The sequence below is a fragment of the Duganella sp. Leaf61 genome (assembly GCF_001421905.1).
Classification (GTDB): Bacteria; Pseudomonadota; Gammaproteobacteria; order Burkholderiales; family Burkholderiaceae_D; genus Rugamonas; species Rugamonas zoogloeoides.
The window spans coordinates 402005-419038 of sequence record NZ_LMLM01000028.1; the positions used below are offsets into that span (position 1 = coordinate 402005).

Annotated in this window: 16 protein-coding genes, 4 tRNA genes and 1 pseudogene; all 21 read left to right on the top strand. The window is 63.2% G+C overall.

Features of this window, described 5'->3' with window-relative positions:
* Positions 1-3 precede the first annotated feature (3 nt).
* On the top strand, positions 4-762 hold the full coding sequence (gene pdxJ / locus ASF04_RS16935) for a pyridoxine 5'-phosphate synthase (protein ID WP_056144045.1): 759 nt from the start codon (positions 4-6) through the stop codon (positions 760-762).
* A complete protein-coding gene (acpS, locus tag ASF04_RS16940; protein WP_019920156.1) occupies positions 759-1160 on the top strand; it encodes a holo-ACP synthase in 402 nt (133 codons plus the stop codon). The genes pdxJ and acpS overlap by 4 nt, the downstream gene beginning before the upstream one ends.
* A 28-nt stretch (positions 1161-1188) precedes the next feature.
* The gene (uvrC, locus tag ASF04_RS16945; protein WP_056144716.1) at positions 1189-3036 is read left to right on the top strand and encodes an excinuclease ABC subunit UvrC; all 1848 of its coding nucleotides are present in this window, start codon (positions 1189-1191) and stop codon (positions 3034-3036) included.
* A gap of 108 nt (positions 3037-3144) precedes the next feature.
* Positions 3145-3726 (top strand): CDP-diacylglycerol--glycerol-3-phosphate 3-phosphatidyltransferase, encoded by a 582-nt coding sequence (gene pgsA, locus ASF04_RS16950; RefSeq protein WP_019920154.1) that lies wholly within the window; start codon positions 3145-3147, stop codon positions 3724-3726.
* Between the two features lie 103 nt (positions 3727-3829).
* Positions 3830-3905: transfer RNA gene (locus ASF04_RS16955), tRNA-Gly, on the top strand.
* Positions 3906-3980: 75 nt separating this feature from the next.
* Positions 3981-4056, top strand: a tRNA-Gly gene (locus ASF04_RS16960).
* 67 nt (positions 4057-4123) lie between these two features.
* Positions 4124-4199: transfer RNA gene (locus tag ASF04_RS16965), tRNA-Gly, on the top strand.
* Between the two features lie 53 nt (positions 4200-4252).
* Positions 4253-4326 (top strand) — tRNA-Cys (locus ASF04_RS16970).
* Positions 4327-4498: 172 nt separating this feature from the next.
* Positions 4499-4911: pseudogene (locus tag ASF04_RS16975) on the top strand (DDE-type integrase/transposase/recombinase); the annotation flags it as partial.
* A gap of 594 nt (positions 4912-5505) precedes the next feature.
* A complete protein-coding gene (locus ASF04_RS16980; protein ID WP_056144049.1) occupies positions 5506-5811 on the top strand; it encodes a hypothetical protein in 306 nt (101 codons plus the stop codon).
* A gap of 82 nt (positions 5812-5893) precedes the next feature.
* Positions 5894-7180 carry a pilus assembly protein TadG-related protein gene (locus ASF04_RS16985; RefSeq protein ID WP_056144052.1) on the top strand — a complete coding sequence of 429 codons (1287 nt, stop codon included), beginning with the start codon at positions 5894-5896 and terminating at the stop codon, positions 7178-7180.
* A 146-nt stretch (positions 7181-7326) separates the two neighbouring features.
* A complete protein-coding gene (locus ASF04_RS16990; protein ID WP_156368676.1) occupies positions 7327-8100 on the top strand; it encodes a hypothetical protein in 774 nt (257 codons plus the stop codon).
* A complete protein-coding gene (locus ASF04_RS16995; RefSeq protein ID WP_056144057.1) occupies positions 8097-8933 on the top strand; it encodes a hypothetical protein in 837 nt (278 codons plus the stop codon). Before ASF04_RS16990 ends, ASF04_RS16995 begins: the two co-directional genes overlap by 4 nt.
* Positions 8934-8944: 11 nt before the next feature.
* Entirely contained in the window at positions 8945-9715 is a 771-nt protein-coding gene (locus ASF04_RS17000; protein WP_156368677.1) for a hypothetical protein, read from the top strand.
* Entirely contained in the window at positions 9712-9957 is a 246-nt protein-coding gene (locus ASF04_RS17005) for a hypothetical protein (RefSeq protein WP_056144063.1), read from the top strand. Before ASF04_RS17000 ends, ASF04_RS17005 begins: the two co-directional genes overlap by 4 nt.
* Before the next feature lie 2 nt (positions 9958-9959).
* A complete protein-coding gene (gene cpaB / locus ASF04_RS17010; RefSeq protein WP_056144065.1) occupies positions 9960-10928 on the top strand; it encodes a Flp pilus assembly protein CpaB in 969 nt (322 codons plus the stop codon).
* 39 nt (positions 10929-10967) lie between these two features.
* A complete protein-coding gene (locus ASF04_RS17015) occupies positions 10968-12722 on the top strand; it encodes a type II and III secretion system protein family protein (RefSeq protein ID WP_229205084.1) in 1755 nt (584 codons plus the stop codon).
* Between the two features lie 9 nt (positions 12723-12731).
* The gene (locus tag ASF04_RS17020) at positions 12732-14567 is read left to right on the top strand and encodes an ATPase, T2SS/T4P/T4SS family (protein WP_056144068.1); all 1836 of its coding nucleotides are present in this window, start codon (positions 12732-12734) and stop codon (positions 14565-14567) included.
* Complete coding sequence (locus ASF04_RS17025) at positions 14564-15424, top strand: type II secretion system F family protein (protein ID WP_056144071.1); 861 nt, start codon at positions 14564-14566, stop codon at positions 15422-15424. Before ASF04_RS17020 ends, ASF04_RS17025 begins: the two co-directional genes overlap by 4 nt.
* A gap of 15 nt (positions 15425-15439) precedes the next feature.
* Positions 15440-16372 (top strand): type II secretion system F family protein, encoded by a 933-nt coding sequence (locus ASF04_RS17030; RefSeq protein ID WP_056144074.1) that lies wholly within the window; start codon positions 15440-15442, stop codon positions 16370-16372.
* Between the two features lie 21 nt (positions 16373-16393).
* On the top strand, positions 16394-16653 hold a 260-nt coding region (locus tag ASF04_RS28780), incomplete at its 3' end, for a TadE/TadG family type IV pilus assembly protein (protein ID WP_373922144.1).
* Between the last annotated feature and the right edge of the window lie 381 nt (positions 16654-17034).

Consider the following 17034-nt stretch of genomic DNA (forward strand, 5'->3'; position numbering starts at 1 on the left):
CGAATGAGCTTCCTGCACCCTTCCGGCACCATCATCGACCTCGGCGTCAACATCGACCACGTGGCCACTCTGCGCAACGCGCGCGGCACCAGGTACCCGGACCCGATCCGCGCCGCGCTGCTGGCCGAGCAGGCCGGCGCCGACTGCATCACCCTGCACCTGCGCGAAGACCGCCGCCACATCAAGGACGCCGACGTCATCGCGCTCGCGCCCCAGCTGCTCACGCGCATGAACCTGGAAGCGGCCGTCACGCAGGAGATGATCGACTTCGCCTGCAAAATCCGCCCGGCCGATGTATGCCTGGTACCGGAAAAGCGCACCGAAGTGACGACCGAAGGCGGCCTCGATGTGGCCGGTAATTTCAACGCGGTGCAGGCGGCAGTCAAGCAATTGCAGGCCGAGGGCATCCGCGTGAGCCTGTTCATCGACGCCGATGAAGCACAAATGGACGCCACCATCGCCGCCGGCGCGCCCGTCATCGAGCTGCACACGGGCCGCTATGCCGATACCGAAGGCGCCGAGCAGGAAGCGGAATTGGAACGCGTGCGGCGCGGCGTGCTGTATGGCGCCTCGAAGGGTCTGAAAGTCAATGCCGGCCACGGCCTGCACTACACCAATGTGCAGGCGATTGCCGCCATCCCCGACATCGCGGAACTGAACATCGGCCACGCCATCGTCGCCCACTCGGTATTCGTCGGCTGGGAAAACGCCGTGCGCGAGATGAAGGCGATCATGGTGTCCACCCGCCTGGGCCGAAAATGATCTACGGGATCGGCACCGACATCTGCAAGATCCCGCGCATCGAAGCGGCCCTGGAGCGCCACGGCGACCGCTTCGCGCAAAAGATCCTGGGACCGCAGGAGATGGAAAAGTATTTGGCGCGCAAGGCCAAGAACCCGGTGCGCGGTATCCGCTTCGTCGCCACGCGCTTTGCGGCCAAGGAAGCATTTGCCAAGGCGATCGGTCTCGGCATCCGCATGCCGATGACGTGGCCGGCGGCGCAGATGCTCAATGCCCCCAGCGGCAAGCCGATGATCGTGTGCAGCGGCGTGCTCAAGGAATTCATGGACAAGCATCGGCTTACCACGCAGGTGACGGTGAGCGATGAGGCGGAATATGCAGTGGCATTCGTGATCGTGGAGCAGGCGAAAATTGACTGACCAGGTAGTCCCCAACAACGTACCCCCGGTGCCAACACCGGACCCGCGCGAGCTAGTGCTGGCCACCGTCGCCAAGCTGCCGAATTTGCCGGGTGTGTACCGCTACTTCGACGCCGAGGACAAGGTCCTTTACGTTGGCAAGGCGCGCGACCTCAAAAAGCGCGTGTCGAGCTACTTCCAGAAAAACCTGGCCAGCCCGCGCATCGCCATGATGGTCGAGCGCATCGCGCGGCTGGAAACCACGGTCACGCACAGCGAGGCCGAGGCGCTGATCCTCGAGAACAACCTGATCAAGGCGCTGAGTCCGCGCTTCAACATCCTGTTCCGCGATGATAAGTCGTACCCGTACCTGAAGATCACCGGCGGCGATGCGCCGCGCATGGTGTATTACCGTGGCGCGGTGGACCGCAAGAACCAGTATTTCGGGCCGTTCCCCAGCTCGTGGGCGGTCAAGGAATCGATGCAGATCCTGCAGAAGGTGTTCCAGATCCGTACCTGCGAAGACAGCGTGTATGCCAACCGCACGCGCCCGTGCCTGCTCAACCAGATCGGCCGTTGCAGCGGCCCGTGCGTGGACCTGATCAGCAAGGAAGACTACCAGCTCGATGTCGATAACGCCGCGCGTTTTTTGCGTGGCCGCCAGAGCGAAGTGCTGGCCGATCTCGAAGCGAAGATGCATGCGTATGCGTCTGATCTCAAGTTCGAGCAGGCCGCCGCCGTGCGCAACCAGATACAGTCGCTCTCGCGCGTGCTGCACCAGCAGAGCATGGAAACCGTGGGCGACGCCGACGTCGATATCATCGCCGTGCTGGTGCAGGGCGGGCGTGCCTGCGTCAACCTGGCGATGGTGCGCGGCGGCCGCCACCTCGGTGACCGCGCCTACTTCCCCACGCACGTGAGCGACGCCGAGGCGATTGCGGAAGAGCCGATCGAAGTGGAAGTACTGGCCGCGTTCCTGGCGCAGCACTACGCCGACAAGTTCATCCCCGGCATCCTGATCCTCAACATCGAGTTCGACCACCCCGCGCTGATCCAGGCCTTGCAGGAGCAGTGCGGCCACCGCATCAACCTGATCTTCCAGCCGCAGGACCAGCGCCGCAAATGGCTGGAGCTGGCGCAGAAGGGCGCGCAGATTTCGCTCGCGCGTCTGCTGTCGGAACAAGGCTCGCAGCAGTCGCGCACGCGCGCGCTGGTCGATGCGCTGTCGCTCGAACCGGAAGACATCGACACCTTGCGCGTGGAATGCTTCGACATCAGCCACACCATGGGGGAGGCCACGCAGGCGTCGTGCGTGGTGTTCCATCATCACCAGATGCAGAACGGCGAATACCGCCGCTACAACATCAACGACATCACGCCCGGCGACGATTACGCGGCGATGCGGCAAGTGCTGTTCCGCCGCTACGAAAAAGTGGCCAACGGCGACGGCGTGATGCCCGACGTGGTGCTGATCGACGGCGGCAAGGGGCAGATCGAAATGGCGCGCCAGGTATTCTCGGAGCTGGGCCTCGACATCAGCCTGATCGTCGGCGTGGCCAAGGGGGAAGGGCGCCGCGTGGGCCTGGAGACCTTGATGTTCGTCGATGGCCGGCCGGCGCAGGAGCTGGGCAAGGAATCGGCGGCGCTGATGCTGGTCGCGCAAATCCGCGACGAGGCGCACCGCTTCGCCATCACCGGCATGCGCGCCAAGCGCGCCAAGACGCGGCAGACGTCGCGCCTGGAAGAAATCGAAGGCATCGGCGCCAAGCGCCGCCAGCGTTTGCTGGCACGCTTCGGCGGACTGCGCGGGGTGGTCAATGCGAGCGTGGAAGACCTGAAACAGGTCGAGGGCATTTCCAGTGCGCTGGCCGAAGAGATTTACAAGCAACTGCATTAACGGCGCTGCGTAACGTGCTGGTTTAATACACGGTGGCAAGGTAGACTAGCGGCGCTTTTACACAATTCCCATGGTCGTACTTATTTAGCAAGTTTATGCCCCTTCGTCATGCCATTTAATATCCCGATTCTGTTGACCTGGTTGCGCGTGGCGCTCATTCCGCTGGTGGTGGGCGTCTACTATCTGCCAACGTCGGTGCTGCCGGTGGCCGATCAGAATCTGGCGGCCACGCTGGTGTTCATTATCGCTGCCGTCACCGACTGGTTCGACGGCTTCCTGGCCCGCCGCTGGAACCAGACCTCGGCCTTCGGCGCCTTCCTCGATCCGGTCGCGGACAAGCTGATGGTGGCCGGCGCCCTGATCGTGCTGGTGCAACTGGACCGTGCCAATGCCGTCATCGCGTTCGTGATCATTGGCCGCGAAATCGCCATCTCGGCGCTGCGCGAATGGATGGCGCAGATTGGCGCCTCGAAATCGGTCGCGGTCAGCTCGATCGGCAAGATCAAGACCACCGCGCAAATGGCCGCCATTCCGCTGCTGCTGTACCACGACGTGCTGTTCGGCGCCATCGACACCCAGTTCTGGGGCGCGCGCTTCCTCGAGGTGGCGGCCGTGCTGACCGTGTGGTCGATGTTCTACTACATGCGCCTGGCGTGGCCGATGATCAAGGAGAAGGGCGGCCACCTGTAAAATCAGCTAAACCGTTTTCCATCTTTTTTGTCCGACAACGGTTTTACCATTGACAGCCCGTCCAGATCCTCTATAATGCTGGCCTGTTGTTGGTGACAGCGACGCGGGAGTAGCTCAGTTGGTAGAGCGCAACCTTGCCAAGGTTGAGGTCGAGAGTTCGAGACTCTTCTCCCGCTCCAGTTGCAAAGCTGGTGGTTATTACAGGTAGTACTGGTAATAACGATAGCGAGCTGTTAGAATGTTTGACTCCAAATGCGGGAGTAGCTCAGTTGGTAGAGCGCAACCTTGCCAAGGTTGAGGTCGAGAGTTCGAGACTCTTCTCCCGCTCCAGTTTCTCCGGAAGCTGATCGGACGCAGTAACTAGTGAAATAAAGCGCAGTACAGTATCAACTCCTACGCGGGAGTAGCTCAGTTGGTAGAGCGCAACCTTGCCAAGGTTGAGGTCGAGAGTTCGAGACTCTTCTCCCGCTCCAGAATTCGGAGCACAGCACATAACCGGCTGTGTTCTCGTGTCAAGTCTTCCTCCGGCGAGGTAGCAAAGCGGTTATGCAGCGGCCTGCAAAGCCGTCTAGGTCGGTTCGACTCCGATCCTCGCCTCCATAAAATCAAGCACTTAGCGTCATTCAAATAAACTGAGCATGGTTACTCACCTCTCAAAAAAGCGGTGCACCTCTCGTCGCAGCGGCTATCTGGCCTTCGCACGTTTGAGCGGTGACCGTATGATTGACGTATGGCCTACGTCAAAAAAATACCGTCCGGTACCTGCCAGCCCGCACCGTGCCCGTTGAACCGGGGCCATCTCCAGTTCAAGGCACAGCGGCCCAATCAACTATGGGTATCCGACTTCACCTACGTCTCGACCTGGCAAGGCTTTGTCTATGTGGCGTTTGTGATTGATGTGCTTGCCCGACGCATCGTAGGCTGGCGCGTCAGCAGGTCGATGCGCTCCGACTTCGTCTTGGATGCCTTGGAACAAGCGCTATAGGCCCGTCAGCCTGACCGCGACGATGCCTTAATTCAACATGGCGACAGAGGCTCACAACATGTTTCCATCCACTATAGCGTGCGTTTGCTGAAGCCGGCGTTGAGCCGTCTGTGGGTAGTAAGGGCGGCAGCTATGACAATGCGCTGACCGAGATCATCAACGGTCTGTACGAGGCAGAGCTGATACGTCGCCGCGCTCCCTGCGTAATGCTCGATGGAGGTGTTCTTCTGCTCAGCCAAGTATTGGGAAGCGAGCGAACGTATTTCTCCTCTAGTTCTCCTCCCTCTTCAAACTCGGCGCACCAAGCCTTGAGGGAATTCTCCGTCGGATAACCTAGCTCGCGGACGGTCGCTTTAAGGCTCCTCCCGTATTTTCGGTAAAGCTTTACTGCCAGAAAGCGCTCTTCGTATGAATACATGGACTCCCAAATAGTCCGAGATTTCGTCCGCATCCCCCTTCGCGCACTTTGGACAATTGGCCGCAGTTATCAGCCGCAAACCGCATGTGCACTCGCAGCAAAATCTCACCCTTGCCACGATCTCTTGCCGCAACAAATCTCTATTTCTCCTCCGGGAACATCATTTCCCGCGTCACATTTTTTTTTCACGTTTTTCAGCGAAAACTCGTTCCGCTGGCCGGCGGCGAGTCTATCCGAAAAAAACCCTGCGCACGATTCAAGCGTATCAAAAAATAATTATTTTTATGTAATTTAAGCATCGTGACAATTAACGTATTTTCACGTGCGGTGCAGCATTTATATTTCGCCTTCCATTGATATCTATGAGGGGAATACCATGAACTTTGCACGCAACCCGTTGTCTGCCCAAGCCAAACGCCTGAAACAAAAAGGCCAGGGCATGACCGAGTACATCATCATCGTGGCACTGATCGCTGTTGCGGCGATCGCCACCACGCAGCTGTTTGGCGCCACCATCCGTAACCAGATGGCCGGAATTTCGAAAGAGGTTTCGGGTAATAGCGGCGCTGCGGCAATCACCCAGGCTGGCGTTGCTGCGGGCAAGGCGGAGACGGCCGCCAAGGACAACAGCAAAAATTCGCTGTCGACCTTTGGTGACCAGAAAACCACTGGTGCGCAATAAATTTTAGCGTCGCGCGATCGTGCTTCAGCCTCATCGACCACTGGACTCCCGCCCGCCCCTGGTTCGCCAGCGCGGGCAGGCGATGATCTATGGTTTGTTCATGCTGATCGCCGGATTGGCGGCGCTGTTTTTCCTGTTTAACACGGGCCAGATGACGGCCGAAAAAACCAAGCTGGTCAACACTGCGGACGCGGTGGCCTACAGCGCTGCTGTGATGCATGCGCGGGTGCTCAATTTCGATGCCTATACCAATCGCGCGCTGATCGCCAACGAGGTGATGGTGGCGCAGACGGTCAGTGTGGCGTCGTGGCTGGAGTATGCGAAGGAGCATACCGAGCGCGTACCGCCGCTTAATTGTCTCACTATCTATTCGGTGCCGGCCGTGCTGGTGATGCGCAAATATGCGCCGCTGTGCGCGTTGATGGCGTATCCCGCTGCGGCCACCGCGATCAATCTGGCATCGGGCGCCTTCGACGCGCTGAGCACCGGCACCATGGCAGCGACCGAAGTGGCAAAAGTGGCGCTGCAAGCATCGCAGGCCACCATGTTTGCCGCTTTTTTACCGGCGCGCCACAAAGTCATGCAGCAGGTGGCAGATGCCAATTATGCAGGCCGCGGTGTGGTCAAGGTAACCCCTGCGCCCCTGCTGGACAACTACAGCGTGTTTGACGGCGGCCCCTTCATCAAACGCTATTCCGGCAACGAGCGCGCACGCTTCAAGGAAGTCGAGGTCGCTGCAGCGAACAAGGATCCGTTTGTTTCCACTCGAGGTTGGACCGACGAAAGCGGGGCCGGGTGCATTATCGTCCTCGGTGGCAAGGCCAGCCATACCGCCAGCACTACACTCAGTAATTATGACAACTGGTCCGCCCGCGACGACGGCGCATTCAGGACCGAGATATGGGAATTCCGCTTTCCGCGATTCCGGTGCCGTACCAAGAGCTCCTACAACCTCGGTGACGGCCGCAAGAGCGCCCGCCCCAGCGGCGGCAACTGGTACTACAGCGGCGTGCCCAGTTTTTACGATTTGTCCACCGCTGCACTCGGTTACGTTTCAACCAACAGCGACGTCAAAAAACGCGATCCGCGTCTGCAGTTTGCCGTCCGGCTCACCCGCGACAAGGCAGAGCTGCGCACTTCCGCCGGCAGTTCGCAGGTCAAGCAAACCGGCCGGATGGATATCTACCAGGGCGCGGAGGCCAAGGATTTGATGGCCGCCGTTTCCAGTTCCGAAGTGTTTTTCGAGCGCACGTCGCCGCGCGCCTATGGCGGCAAGGAGCAGGCCAGCTTGTTCAATCCGTATTGGCAGGCGCACTTGATCGCCAACTCACCCACCGTCAGGGCCGCAGCCGTGGCTCTTCAACAATGATGAATTCCATGCTTCCCCTTTATCAGTGCGTGTCGCTGTCCATGTCTCTGATGGCATTGACCGGCATGCCCGCACATGCCACATCGCCGCAAGAGCAGACCCTCTTCAGCGCGCCGCTGCCTCACCAGCTCCATGCCGGCGGACCCATGGTCAAAGTCCACCGCGCGCGGCTCGACGGCTATCTGGATTTCGAGAACGGCGATGCTGCCGCGCTGGCCGAACTCAAGGAGCGTGTCCGACGGTGCGAGCGCGCGCTGGCGGCCAGCGGGCGGGCGCTGCATCCGCCTACCGTCTGGCCCGACCACATGTCGTCGCACCGTGACGACCAATACAGCGCTCCCAACCGTAAGATCCGTTACACCAGCGGTGTGTCCTATGTCGTGAACGGCAACGATTGCAGCCTGATCGCGGAAATCGCGTCGACGGCGATGCTGTCGTCCAGCAAGGGCGTATGCAATATCGACCTGGTGAGAAAAACCGCGCGCGGCGAATGCGATGCCAGTGGCCATGCCGATGCCAGGCCAGAACCGCAGGTGCAGGATGGCATGGCCGACCTCATCAGAAAAATGGCCGCCAACCCGGCGATGGCGGCGGCTGCCGCGCAATTGACCGCGGTGGCCGGCACCGGCGCCGTGCGCGGCGGTCAGCGCACCGTGGCCGGGGTGCGCTGCACTGACTGGCGCCAGCAAATCGATCCGCAAGGCACCATCGCCACCCTGTGCTACGCGACCGGCGGTTCATTCGTGCCGTTTCGCGCGGTGAACCAGGAAGGCCTGGGCGGCCTGTTGCTCGCCAATACCACGCCGCATGGCCTGCAACTGAAGGCGGTCGACGCGCGCCTCGATACCCAGGTAGGTAACGCCGTGTTCGCCCCGTACATGGCACCAGGCTTCACGCTGGAACGATCGGGACAGCCATGAGGCCGGCACTGTACGCGCACCGCAGCTTGCGGCCCCGTCTGAACCGCTGCGGCGGTCAGGCCCTCACCGAATTCGTCGTGATCGCGCTGGCACTGGTGCCGCTGTTCTTGCTCATGCCCATGGTTGCCAAGTACCAGAGCGTTACCCATGCCACCGAAATGGCCAGTCGCTACGTGGCCTTCGAGGCCATTGCCAACAACGACGGCATGAGCAACTACAAGCCGCCAGAGCAACTGGCGCAGGAAGTGCGGCGCCGCTTCTACAGCAACTCCGATGCGCCGATCAAAACCAACGACGAGGCTGGCGACTTCAAGGCCAACCAGAACCTGTTCTGGGTCGACGCCCAGGGCGACGCGCTGATCAAGAATTTCACCGACGTCACCGTCAGCTTCGGCAGCAGCCACGGCGCCAACCATGCAGACGGCAAGAGTGCGGCCGATGACGGCAAGCCGTTCAACGTGCCGTCGCCGCTCCAGGTCGGCGAGCAACTGGGGCTCAAGACCGGGATGTACACAGCCAATGTCAGCGTCAAGCTGGCCAACCTTCAGGATATCGGTCCCAGCTTTGCATCGACCTACGAAGAATTCAAAAACCTCAACCTGACCGTCAGCCGGCACACCAGCGTGGTAACCGATACCTGGACCGCGCGCGACGCGATGCAGGTGGAATCGCGCATCGACAACACGCTGCTGTTCCCCGGCAAGCTCATGCGACCGCTGAATCCGGTGCTCAAGGCCACCAATATGGTGGTGGAACTGCCCCGCATCGAGCCGCCCAATATGGCCAAGCTCGAACTCTGGCGCGACCAGGTACCAGCGGACCGGCTCCGATGAAAGCGCCCGCCATGACCCAACGCCTGGTACTGATCGCGCTGGCCGCCTTGTCGCTGCTGGCCGCCTGGACCATTGCCAGCGCGGTGGCGACGGCCAAGGTGCCGTGGCCCGAGGTAGCGCTACCGCCGGACGCGGTCAGCTACGAAATCGGCGAGCAGATCAACATGGATGGCATACCGTTGCGCATGCGCGGCTTCGATACCAGCGCCTCCCCCGAACAGACGGCGGCCTGGTTCCGCCAGCACATGGCGCGGCCGGTGGTGGAAAACAAGGTGGGCGCGGCGCTGGTGCTGGGTCGCGAGCAGAACGGCTATTACGTAACCGTGCAACTGTCGCAAGCCCCAGAGGGCGGCGGCACGCGCGGGGTAGCGTCGGTGGCCGATGCCACCACCGGCATGGCGCAGCGCGACAGCTATCGCGCCGCCAATAACCGCCTGCTGGCGAGCCTGCCTTCGGGCACCGAACTGGTCAGCGCGATGACCTCGATCGATGAGCGCCGCAATGCCCGTTTCGTGATGCTGATTAACCGCTACAGCGAGGAAGTCAACCGCGAGCGGGTGCGCGACCTGCTGCGCCAGGAAGGCATGGAACTCGAGCGCGAGGCGCGCGCCGCCGACGCTGGCGCGGACGTGCTGGCCACGTTGCCGCCAGGCACGACCAGCGGCATCGCGCTGTTCTTCAAAGGCAAGGGCCGCGAGGCCATCGCCGTCATCAGCCGCCTGCCCGACAGCCGCGCCAGCATCGTCCTGAACACCGTAACCACCATGGAGACTTACCAATGAAGCCGCGCCCAGCCGGACCGTTCCTGCAGCAACCTGGCGCCCTGGCGGCGGTCACGCGCCAGGCCGGCCAATCCACGATCGAGTACCTGGTTGTGTGCGCCGCGCTCGCCTTTGCCTTGTTCGTCCCGATCAGCGGCGACGCGGCCAGTCCCGACGGTGCGCGCACCACGGTGCAAATCGTGCTCAACGAGTTTCAGCAAGCCTACCGCAACATCAGTCACGCGATTTCCCTGCCCAATTGACCATGAAACTCGACCGACTCAAACGACTGCGCCATTTTCGCCCCGGTAAAACCTGGATCGTATTGGGCGTTGCGCTCGCCATTGGCGGACTGGCGGCGTTTGCCGCCAGCCGCTATCTGAACACCCAGATGGCCGCCATCGAAGCGCGGTCCAAGGGCGCGACCACGATGGTGGTGGTGGCCAAGGTGGACATCGCGCGCGGCGTCAAGCTCGACAATCAAAACGTGGCGGTGCGCAGCGTGCCGCGCGAATACGCGCACTCGGTGGCGATCACGCCGGACGACTTTCCCCGCATCGACGGCCAGGCGCTGGCCTACCCGGTCAAGGCCGGTGAAATGATTTTATGGGGATTGATGGAAACCCAGAAAGCTCCCACGTTCTCGGCGCGGGTGGAAGCTGGACGGCGCGCGATGACGGTGCCGGTGGACGAAATCAATTCCATCTCGGGCCTGCTGGAACCGGGCGACATGATCGACCTGATTGCCACCGTGGACCAGAACGGCAAAAAGCTGACCTTCCCGCTGCTGCAGCGCGTGCACGTACTGGCCACCGGCCAGCGCAGCGCCGAAGACGCTGCCGGCGAGCGCCGCCAGTTTTCCACCGTCACCATCGACACAACGCCGGCGCAGGCGCAAAACCTGATCGTCGCGCGCGACATCGGCAAGCTCACCGCGCTGTTGCGCAACCCGCAGGACAACCAGCCCATCGGCGCCGAGGTCAACGACCTGGCCTCGCTGCTGGGCATGAAGGCTCGGCCCGGCGGCGGCGGCGGTGGCCAGGCGCGCCGCGGCGTGCCTGTCATCTACGGCAACAGCAAGGTGCCGCCCGAAGCGTTGTACCTGCGCCGCACCGGCGGCCGCGCGCTGCTCGACCCGGGCACGTCGCCAGCGGCGGTGCCAGCCGATGGCGCCCCCGATCTGACCGACCGGCCCGACCCCATGCCGAACCATCCAGCCCTGGGCATGCGCTAGCACATGCCTTCGACCATCCTCCAACCCGTGAATCAAACCATGCTAGTGCGCACCTTGTTTATTTACCGTCGCCCGTTACGGCGCTCGCTGTCGCTGTCGTTGCTGACCCTCTCGCTGTCGATGTTGACCGGCAGCGCACTGGCCGCCGGCCAGGCGCAGGTCCAGCCTGCCGCTGCTCAGGCCGCGATGCCTGCCGCGCCTGCCACGCGCAGCGCGGTACCGGCGCCGCCGCCCGCCGCCAGAGCGGCCCTGGCACCGGCTGCACCCGCATCGGCACTTGGTGCTGTCGCTGCGGTGGCCGGTGCGCCAGCGCTGCCCGCAGCGGCGGCCGGCGCTGCAACTGCCGTCAATACCCGCAATCCGATCAGCGCGGCCGGCACCATGCGGCCAGCGCGCGCGACACCCAAGGTGGTGGAGCCGTACGAGCCGATCAGCGCCGGTACCGATGCCGTGCCGGTGCCCGAAATCGAATTGTACGTGGGCGAGTCGCGCGTGTTTCCCACGCCTGGTGTGGCGCGCATTGCGGTAGGCAATGGCCAGATCCTCAGCGCCAGTGCGCTCGACGGCAAAGAAATCATCATGTTCGGCAACGGCGTGGGGGTGTCGTCGCTGTTCGTGTGGAACGAGGACGGCCGTTACCAGCGCATCAAGGTCACCATCGTGCCCGGCGAGACCGCGCGCATTACGCGCGAAGTGGCGGCGTTCCTGCGGCACATTCCCAAAGCGACGGCGTCGGTGGTGGGCGACAAGGTGATCGTGGAAGGCGACGAGCTGTCCGATAACGACCGAGAGAAGGTGGCCGAGCTGGCCAAGCGCTATCCGCAGATCGTCAATTTCACCAGCCCCATCGGCTGGGAGCAGACGGTGCTGATGGACGTCAAGGTGGTGGAGTTTCCGAAGACGGAGCTGCGCGAGCTGGGCTTGAAGTGGAATCCCACCGGGGGCGGCGCCATCGGCGCCATCTGGTCGCCGGCCGGGCGCGGCGACAACGGCGCCAGCGTGGGCGGGCGCCAGATCACCATCACGTCGCCAGCCGGCCAGGCCAGCCCGATCACCAATATCGATACGACCAAGGGCGTGGTGCTGCCTTCGTCGCTGACGATCATGAGCGCGATTAACATGGGTCTCAATGCCCAGCTCAATCTGCTCGAGCAAAACGGTACCGCCGCCATCCTGGCCGAGCCGCAATTGTCCACCCGCAGCGGCTACAAGGCCAGTTTCCTGGCCGGCGGCGAGTTTCCGTATTCGGTATCGAATCTGAATGGCGTGACCATCGTCTTCAAGCCGTATGGCATCAAGCTCGAGATCGAGCCCAAGGTGGGCCGCAACGGTGTGATCCGCGCCGAGATCGATTCCGAAGTCAGTTCGCTCGATACGTCGGTGTCGTCGGTGGGCGGACCGGCGCTGCTCACGCGCCGCACCAAGACCGAGTTCAACGTGCGCACCGGCGAGACCATTGTGCTGTCGGGCTTGCTGCAGCGGACCACCGGCACCGACATCGACAAGGTACCGCTGCTGGGCGATATCCCGGTGCTGGGCGCGCTGTTCCGCTCGAAGCGCTTCCAGAACAAGGAGACCGAGCTGGTGGTATTTGTCACGCCCACCATCGTCGACGCCCGCGCCCCCGGACTGCAGGACCGCGTGCAGCGCACCAACGAGCGGCTGGGTACGCAGATGGGGCCGACGCCGTACCTGAGCGATCCGCTGCAGCCGGGCACCGACCCCGCCCGGGTGTTCGTGCCGGTTGCCCCGGTTGCCCCGGATGCCGCCGTTACCCCGACCCCCTCACCATAGGAGAATCCCATGCTCGATATCGAAATCATCAGTGGCGACGGCGAGATCCGCCTGCTGGAAACGCCGGACGAGGCGCTGCTGGGCAAGGGGGCCCATGTCGACGTCAAGCTCGACGGCTGGCGCGTGGGCAAGGAGCATGCACGGCTGTACCGTACCCCGGGCGGGGTGCTGGTGCAGGATCTGGGCTCGTACGGCGGCCTGTCGGTGAACGGCGAGCGGGTGGCGTCGCAGCATGGCCCGCTGGCCGCGTGCGATGTCATCGGCATCGGTCCCTACAAGCTGCGGGTACTCAACAGCCTGCCGGAAGCCCCCACGGTGCAGGCTGCCGCGCCGCAGTCGCGGTCGAGCGCCGCGCCCGCCCGCAACCGCCAGGCCACGGAGGAACTGAACACCTCGCGCCAGCTGGCCGAGCAGGCTGCCGAGGTGGCCCGCGCGGAAGGTGCGAGCAAGCCGTTTTCGCTGGTGGTGGGGGCCGACCCACGCCGCAAGGAACTGGAATTCGAATGGCGCAAGCGGATCCACGCCAAGCTGCTCGACACCATGGATTTGCGCCGCCACGATGTCTCGAGCATGAGCGATGCGCAGTTGCGCACCGAGAGCAGCCGGGTGATCCACGAAATTCTCGCTGAAATGGAAAACGACCTGCCGCGCGAACTCGACCGCGACGTGCTGAGCCGCCAGGTACTGGACGAAGCCGTGGGACTGGGGCCGCTGGAAGAGCTGCTGGCGGACGAAACGGTGAGCGAGATCATGGTCAATCGCTACGATGAAATCTATATCGAGCGCAACGGCCGCCTGCAACGCCACGCGCTCACGTTTACCGGCGACCGCGCGGTGCTGGGCGTGATCGAGCGCATCGTCGCGCCGCTGGGCCGCCGCATCGATGAATCGTCGCCGATGGTCGATGCCCGCCTCAAGGACGGCTCGCGGGTCAACGCCATCATTGCGCCGCTGGCGCTCAAGGGACCGGCACTGACCATCCGGAAATTCGCCACCCGCCGCCTGACCGCGCAAGACCTGGTGACGTTTGGCGCGGTCAGTCCGGACATGGCGGAATTCCTGCGCATCTGCGTCGAGTCGCGCAAGAACATCATCGTTTCGGGCGGCACCGGCTCGGGCAAGACCACGCTGCTGAATATCCTGTCGAACTTCATTCCGTCTGGCGAACGCATCATCACGGTGGAAGATGCGGCCGAACTGAAGCTGCACCATGAACACCTGATCAGCCTGGAATCGCGGCCGCCCAACGTGGAAGGCAAGGGTGGGGTGTTGATCCGCGACCTGGTCAAGAATACCCTGCGCATGCGGCCCGACCGCATCGTGGTGGGCGAGTGCCGCGGCGCCGAAGCGCTCGACATGCTGCAAGCCATGAACACCGGTCACGAGGGTTCGCTGACCACGCTGCACGCCAACACCCCGCGCGACGGCCTGGCCCGGCTGGAAACCATGGTGCTGATGGCCGGCATGGACTTGCCGCTGAATGCCATCCGCGAACAGATCGCTTCGGCCGTGGACGTGGTGGTGCAGCAGAGCCGCTTTGCGTGCGGTTCGCGCAAGGTCACCAGCATCACCGAGCTGACCGGCATGGAGAGCGGCAAGATCCAGTTGCAGGAAATTTTCCGCTACGTCAGCCAGGGCTACGGCAACCCGGACCAGCATGGCCTGAAAAAAGTGCAGGGCTACTTTACCGCCTGCGACATGGTGCCCGGCTTTTACGAGGAATTACGCGCCGTCGGCAACGAACTGGACATGGATATGTTCAAACCCACGCTGCCGCCCGGCATGGAACGGGAAGAGCGCCGCGACTGGCGCAACCGCAGCAATGTCGACCGGAGGGCTTCATGACCCCCGCCATGATGGTGACCGTGCTCAGCGTGGTCATCGCGCTGGCGGCCGGCATGCTGGCCTGGCTGGCAATCGAGGTGGGCAGTGGCACGCTCAAGCGCTACAAGTCGAGCTTTACCGAGCGCGCCCAGTTCCGCGTGCGCGAATTCTTCCTGTTCATCGATCCGCGCCAGCTGTTCATGCTCAACGTGGGCGCCATGGTGGCGGGCGCCTTGCTCACCTGGCTGGTGACCGGCAGCGTGCTGCTGGCACTGGTGGCAGTGGCCGCGCTGACGTTCGCGCCGCGCCTGCTGTATGCGCGCATGCGCGTGCGCCGCATGCGCAATTTTGAACTGCAACTGCCCGATGCGCTGATGATGCTGGCCGGCGGCATGCGCGCCGGCGCCGGCTTCGGTTCGGCGCTGGCGCAACTGGTGCAGGAAGCGCCGGCGCCGCTGGGCCAGGAGTTTTCGCTGATGCTGCGCGAACAGCGCATTGGTGTCACCCTCGAACAAAGCCTGAACAACCTGGCGCACCGCATGCCCACCCAGACCACGATCCTGGTGGTGTCGGCCATGCGCATTGCCGCCGAGACCGGCGGTGGCCTGGCCGAAGCGCTCGAGCGCACCGCCGGCACCATCCGCAGCCGCCTGCAAATGGAAGGCAAGATCCGCGCACTGACCGCCCAGGGCAAGCTGCAAGCATGGGTGGTGGGCTTGCTGCCTGTGCTGCTGGCGCTGGTGCTGGCCAAGCTGGAACCGGCGGCCATGGACATGTTGTGGCATACACCTGCGGGCTGGGCCACGCTGGCGGTGCTGCTGCTGCTCGAAGCCATGGGCGTGTACGTGATCCGCAAGATCATCGCGATCGACGTCTGAGGCAGAGAGAAAACCATGGAGAAATTATTGCTCGAACATGGCACCGCGCTGATTGTTGCCGTGGCGCTGGCCAGCGGCCTGTCGGTGGCGCTGCTGGTGTGGCTGGTGAGTGCGGCGCTGGCGGAAGTGCCGCGCGAAGACCGGTCGTACAAGGACGCGCCGCCGCTGGGTCTCCGGCTGGTGTGGTGGCCAATCCAGTGGATCAGCCATTTCGTCGGACCGATCATGTCGGTGAACCGCCGCACCGCCATGCTGGCCAAGCTGCGCCAGGCGGGGCTGGACTACACCGTCTCGCCGGCGCAGTTGCTGGCGGCACGTTTGCTGGGCGCTGGGCTGCTGGCACTGCTGTGCTGGTGGGGCCTGTCGAGCTTTGACCGTGCACGCGACGGCGAAGTGGGTTTTTCGCTGATGCTGTATCTCGAGGTGATGGGCGGCGGCGCGCTGCTGGGATTTTTCTATCCGTCGTTCTGGCTGCGCGACCTGATGCGGGCGCGCCGCAGCGAGCTGCTCAAGACGCTGCCGTTTTATCTCGACATCATCACGCTGTGCGTGGAAGCGGGCCTGAACCTGCAGGGCGCGCTCAACCAGTCGGTGGACAAGGGCCCGCGCGGCGTGCTGCGCACCGAGATCCAGCGCGTGCTGCGCGACATCCGCGCCGGCAAGGCGCGGGCCGAAGCCATGCGCGCCATGGCCGACCGCCTGAGCGAACCGAACGTCACCCATTTCATCACCGCCGTGATCCAGGCCGAACGCATGGGCATGAACCTGGGACCGGTACTGCGCGCCCAGGCCGACCAGCGCCGCACCGAGCGCTTTGCGCGGGCAGAAAAGCTGGCGATGGAAGCACCGGTGAAAATGCTGTTTCCGTTGATCGCGTTTATTTTTCCGTGCACGTTCATCGTGCTGTTCTTTCCAATCGTAATGAAGTTCATGCACCCCGGTGTGTGAGCCCTGTTCGAACCGACCATGATGAACAATTCGCTCTCCGGGCTCTTCGACGCACCAGCCGGTTTGATACAGCGCTTGCTGGATGCCCCGGTGCGCGTCGCCAGGCGCAATCGCCAGCGCGGTGCGGCGGTGGTGGAACTGGCCGTGGTAGCGCCGATCCTGACCATCATGGGGCTGGGCACGGTGCAATACAGCCAGCTGTTCTTCGCGAAAAACCAGCTCGACCACGCAGCGATGCTGGCCGCCCGTGCCGGCAGCGTGGGCAACGCCAAACTCGACGCNTGGGCACGGTGCAATACAGCCAGCTGTTCTTCGCGAAAAACCAGCTCGACCACGCAGCGATGCTGGCCGCCCGTGCCGGCAGCGTGGGCAACGCCAAACTCGACGCSATCAAGAACGCCTACACCGAAGGGCTGGTGCCGATGTTCGGCGGSGGCGAAACCGCCGCCAAGCTGGCGGACTCGCTGGCGGCAGCCAAGGTGTCGGTGGAAGCCAATGCTTCCATCGAAATGCTGAACCCGACCAGGGAAGCATTCCAGGACTTCAACGATCCGGCCCTGCAAACCCTGCTCGACACCCAGGGCAAGCGCGTGATATCGAATCGCGGCCTGGCGTTCAAGCCGAAMTCGGTGGGGCCCACATCGGGCGAGACGCTGCAGGAC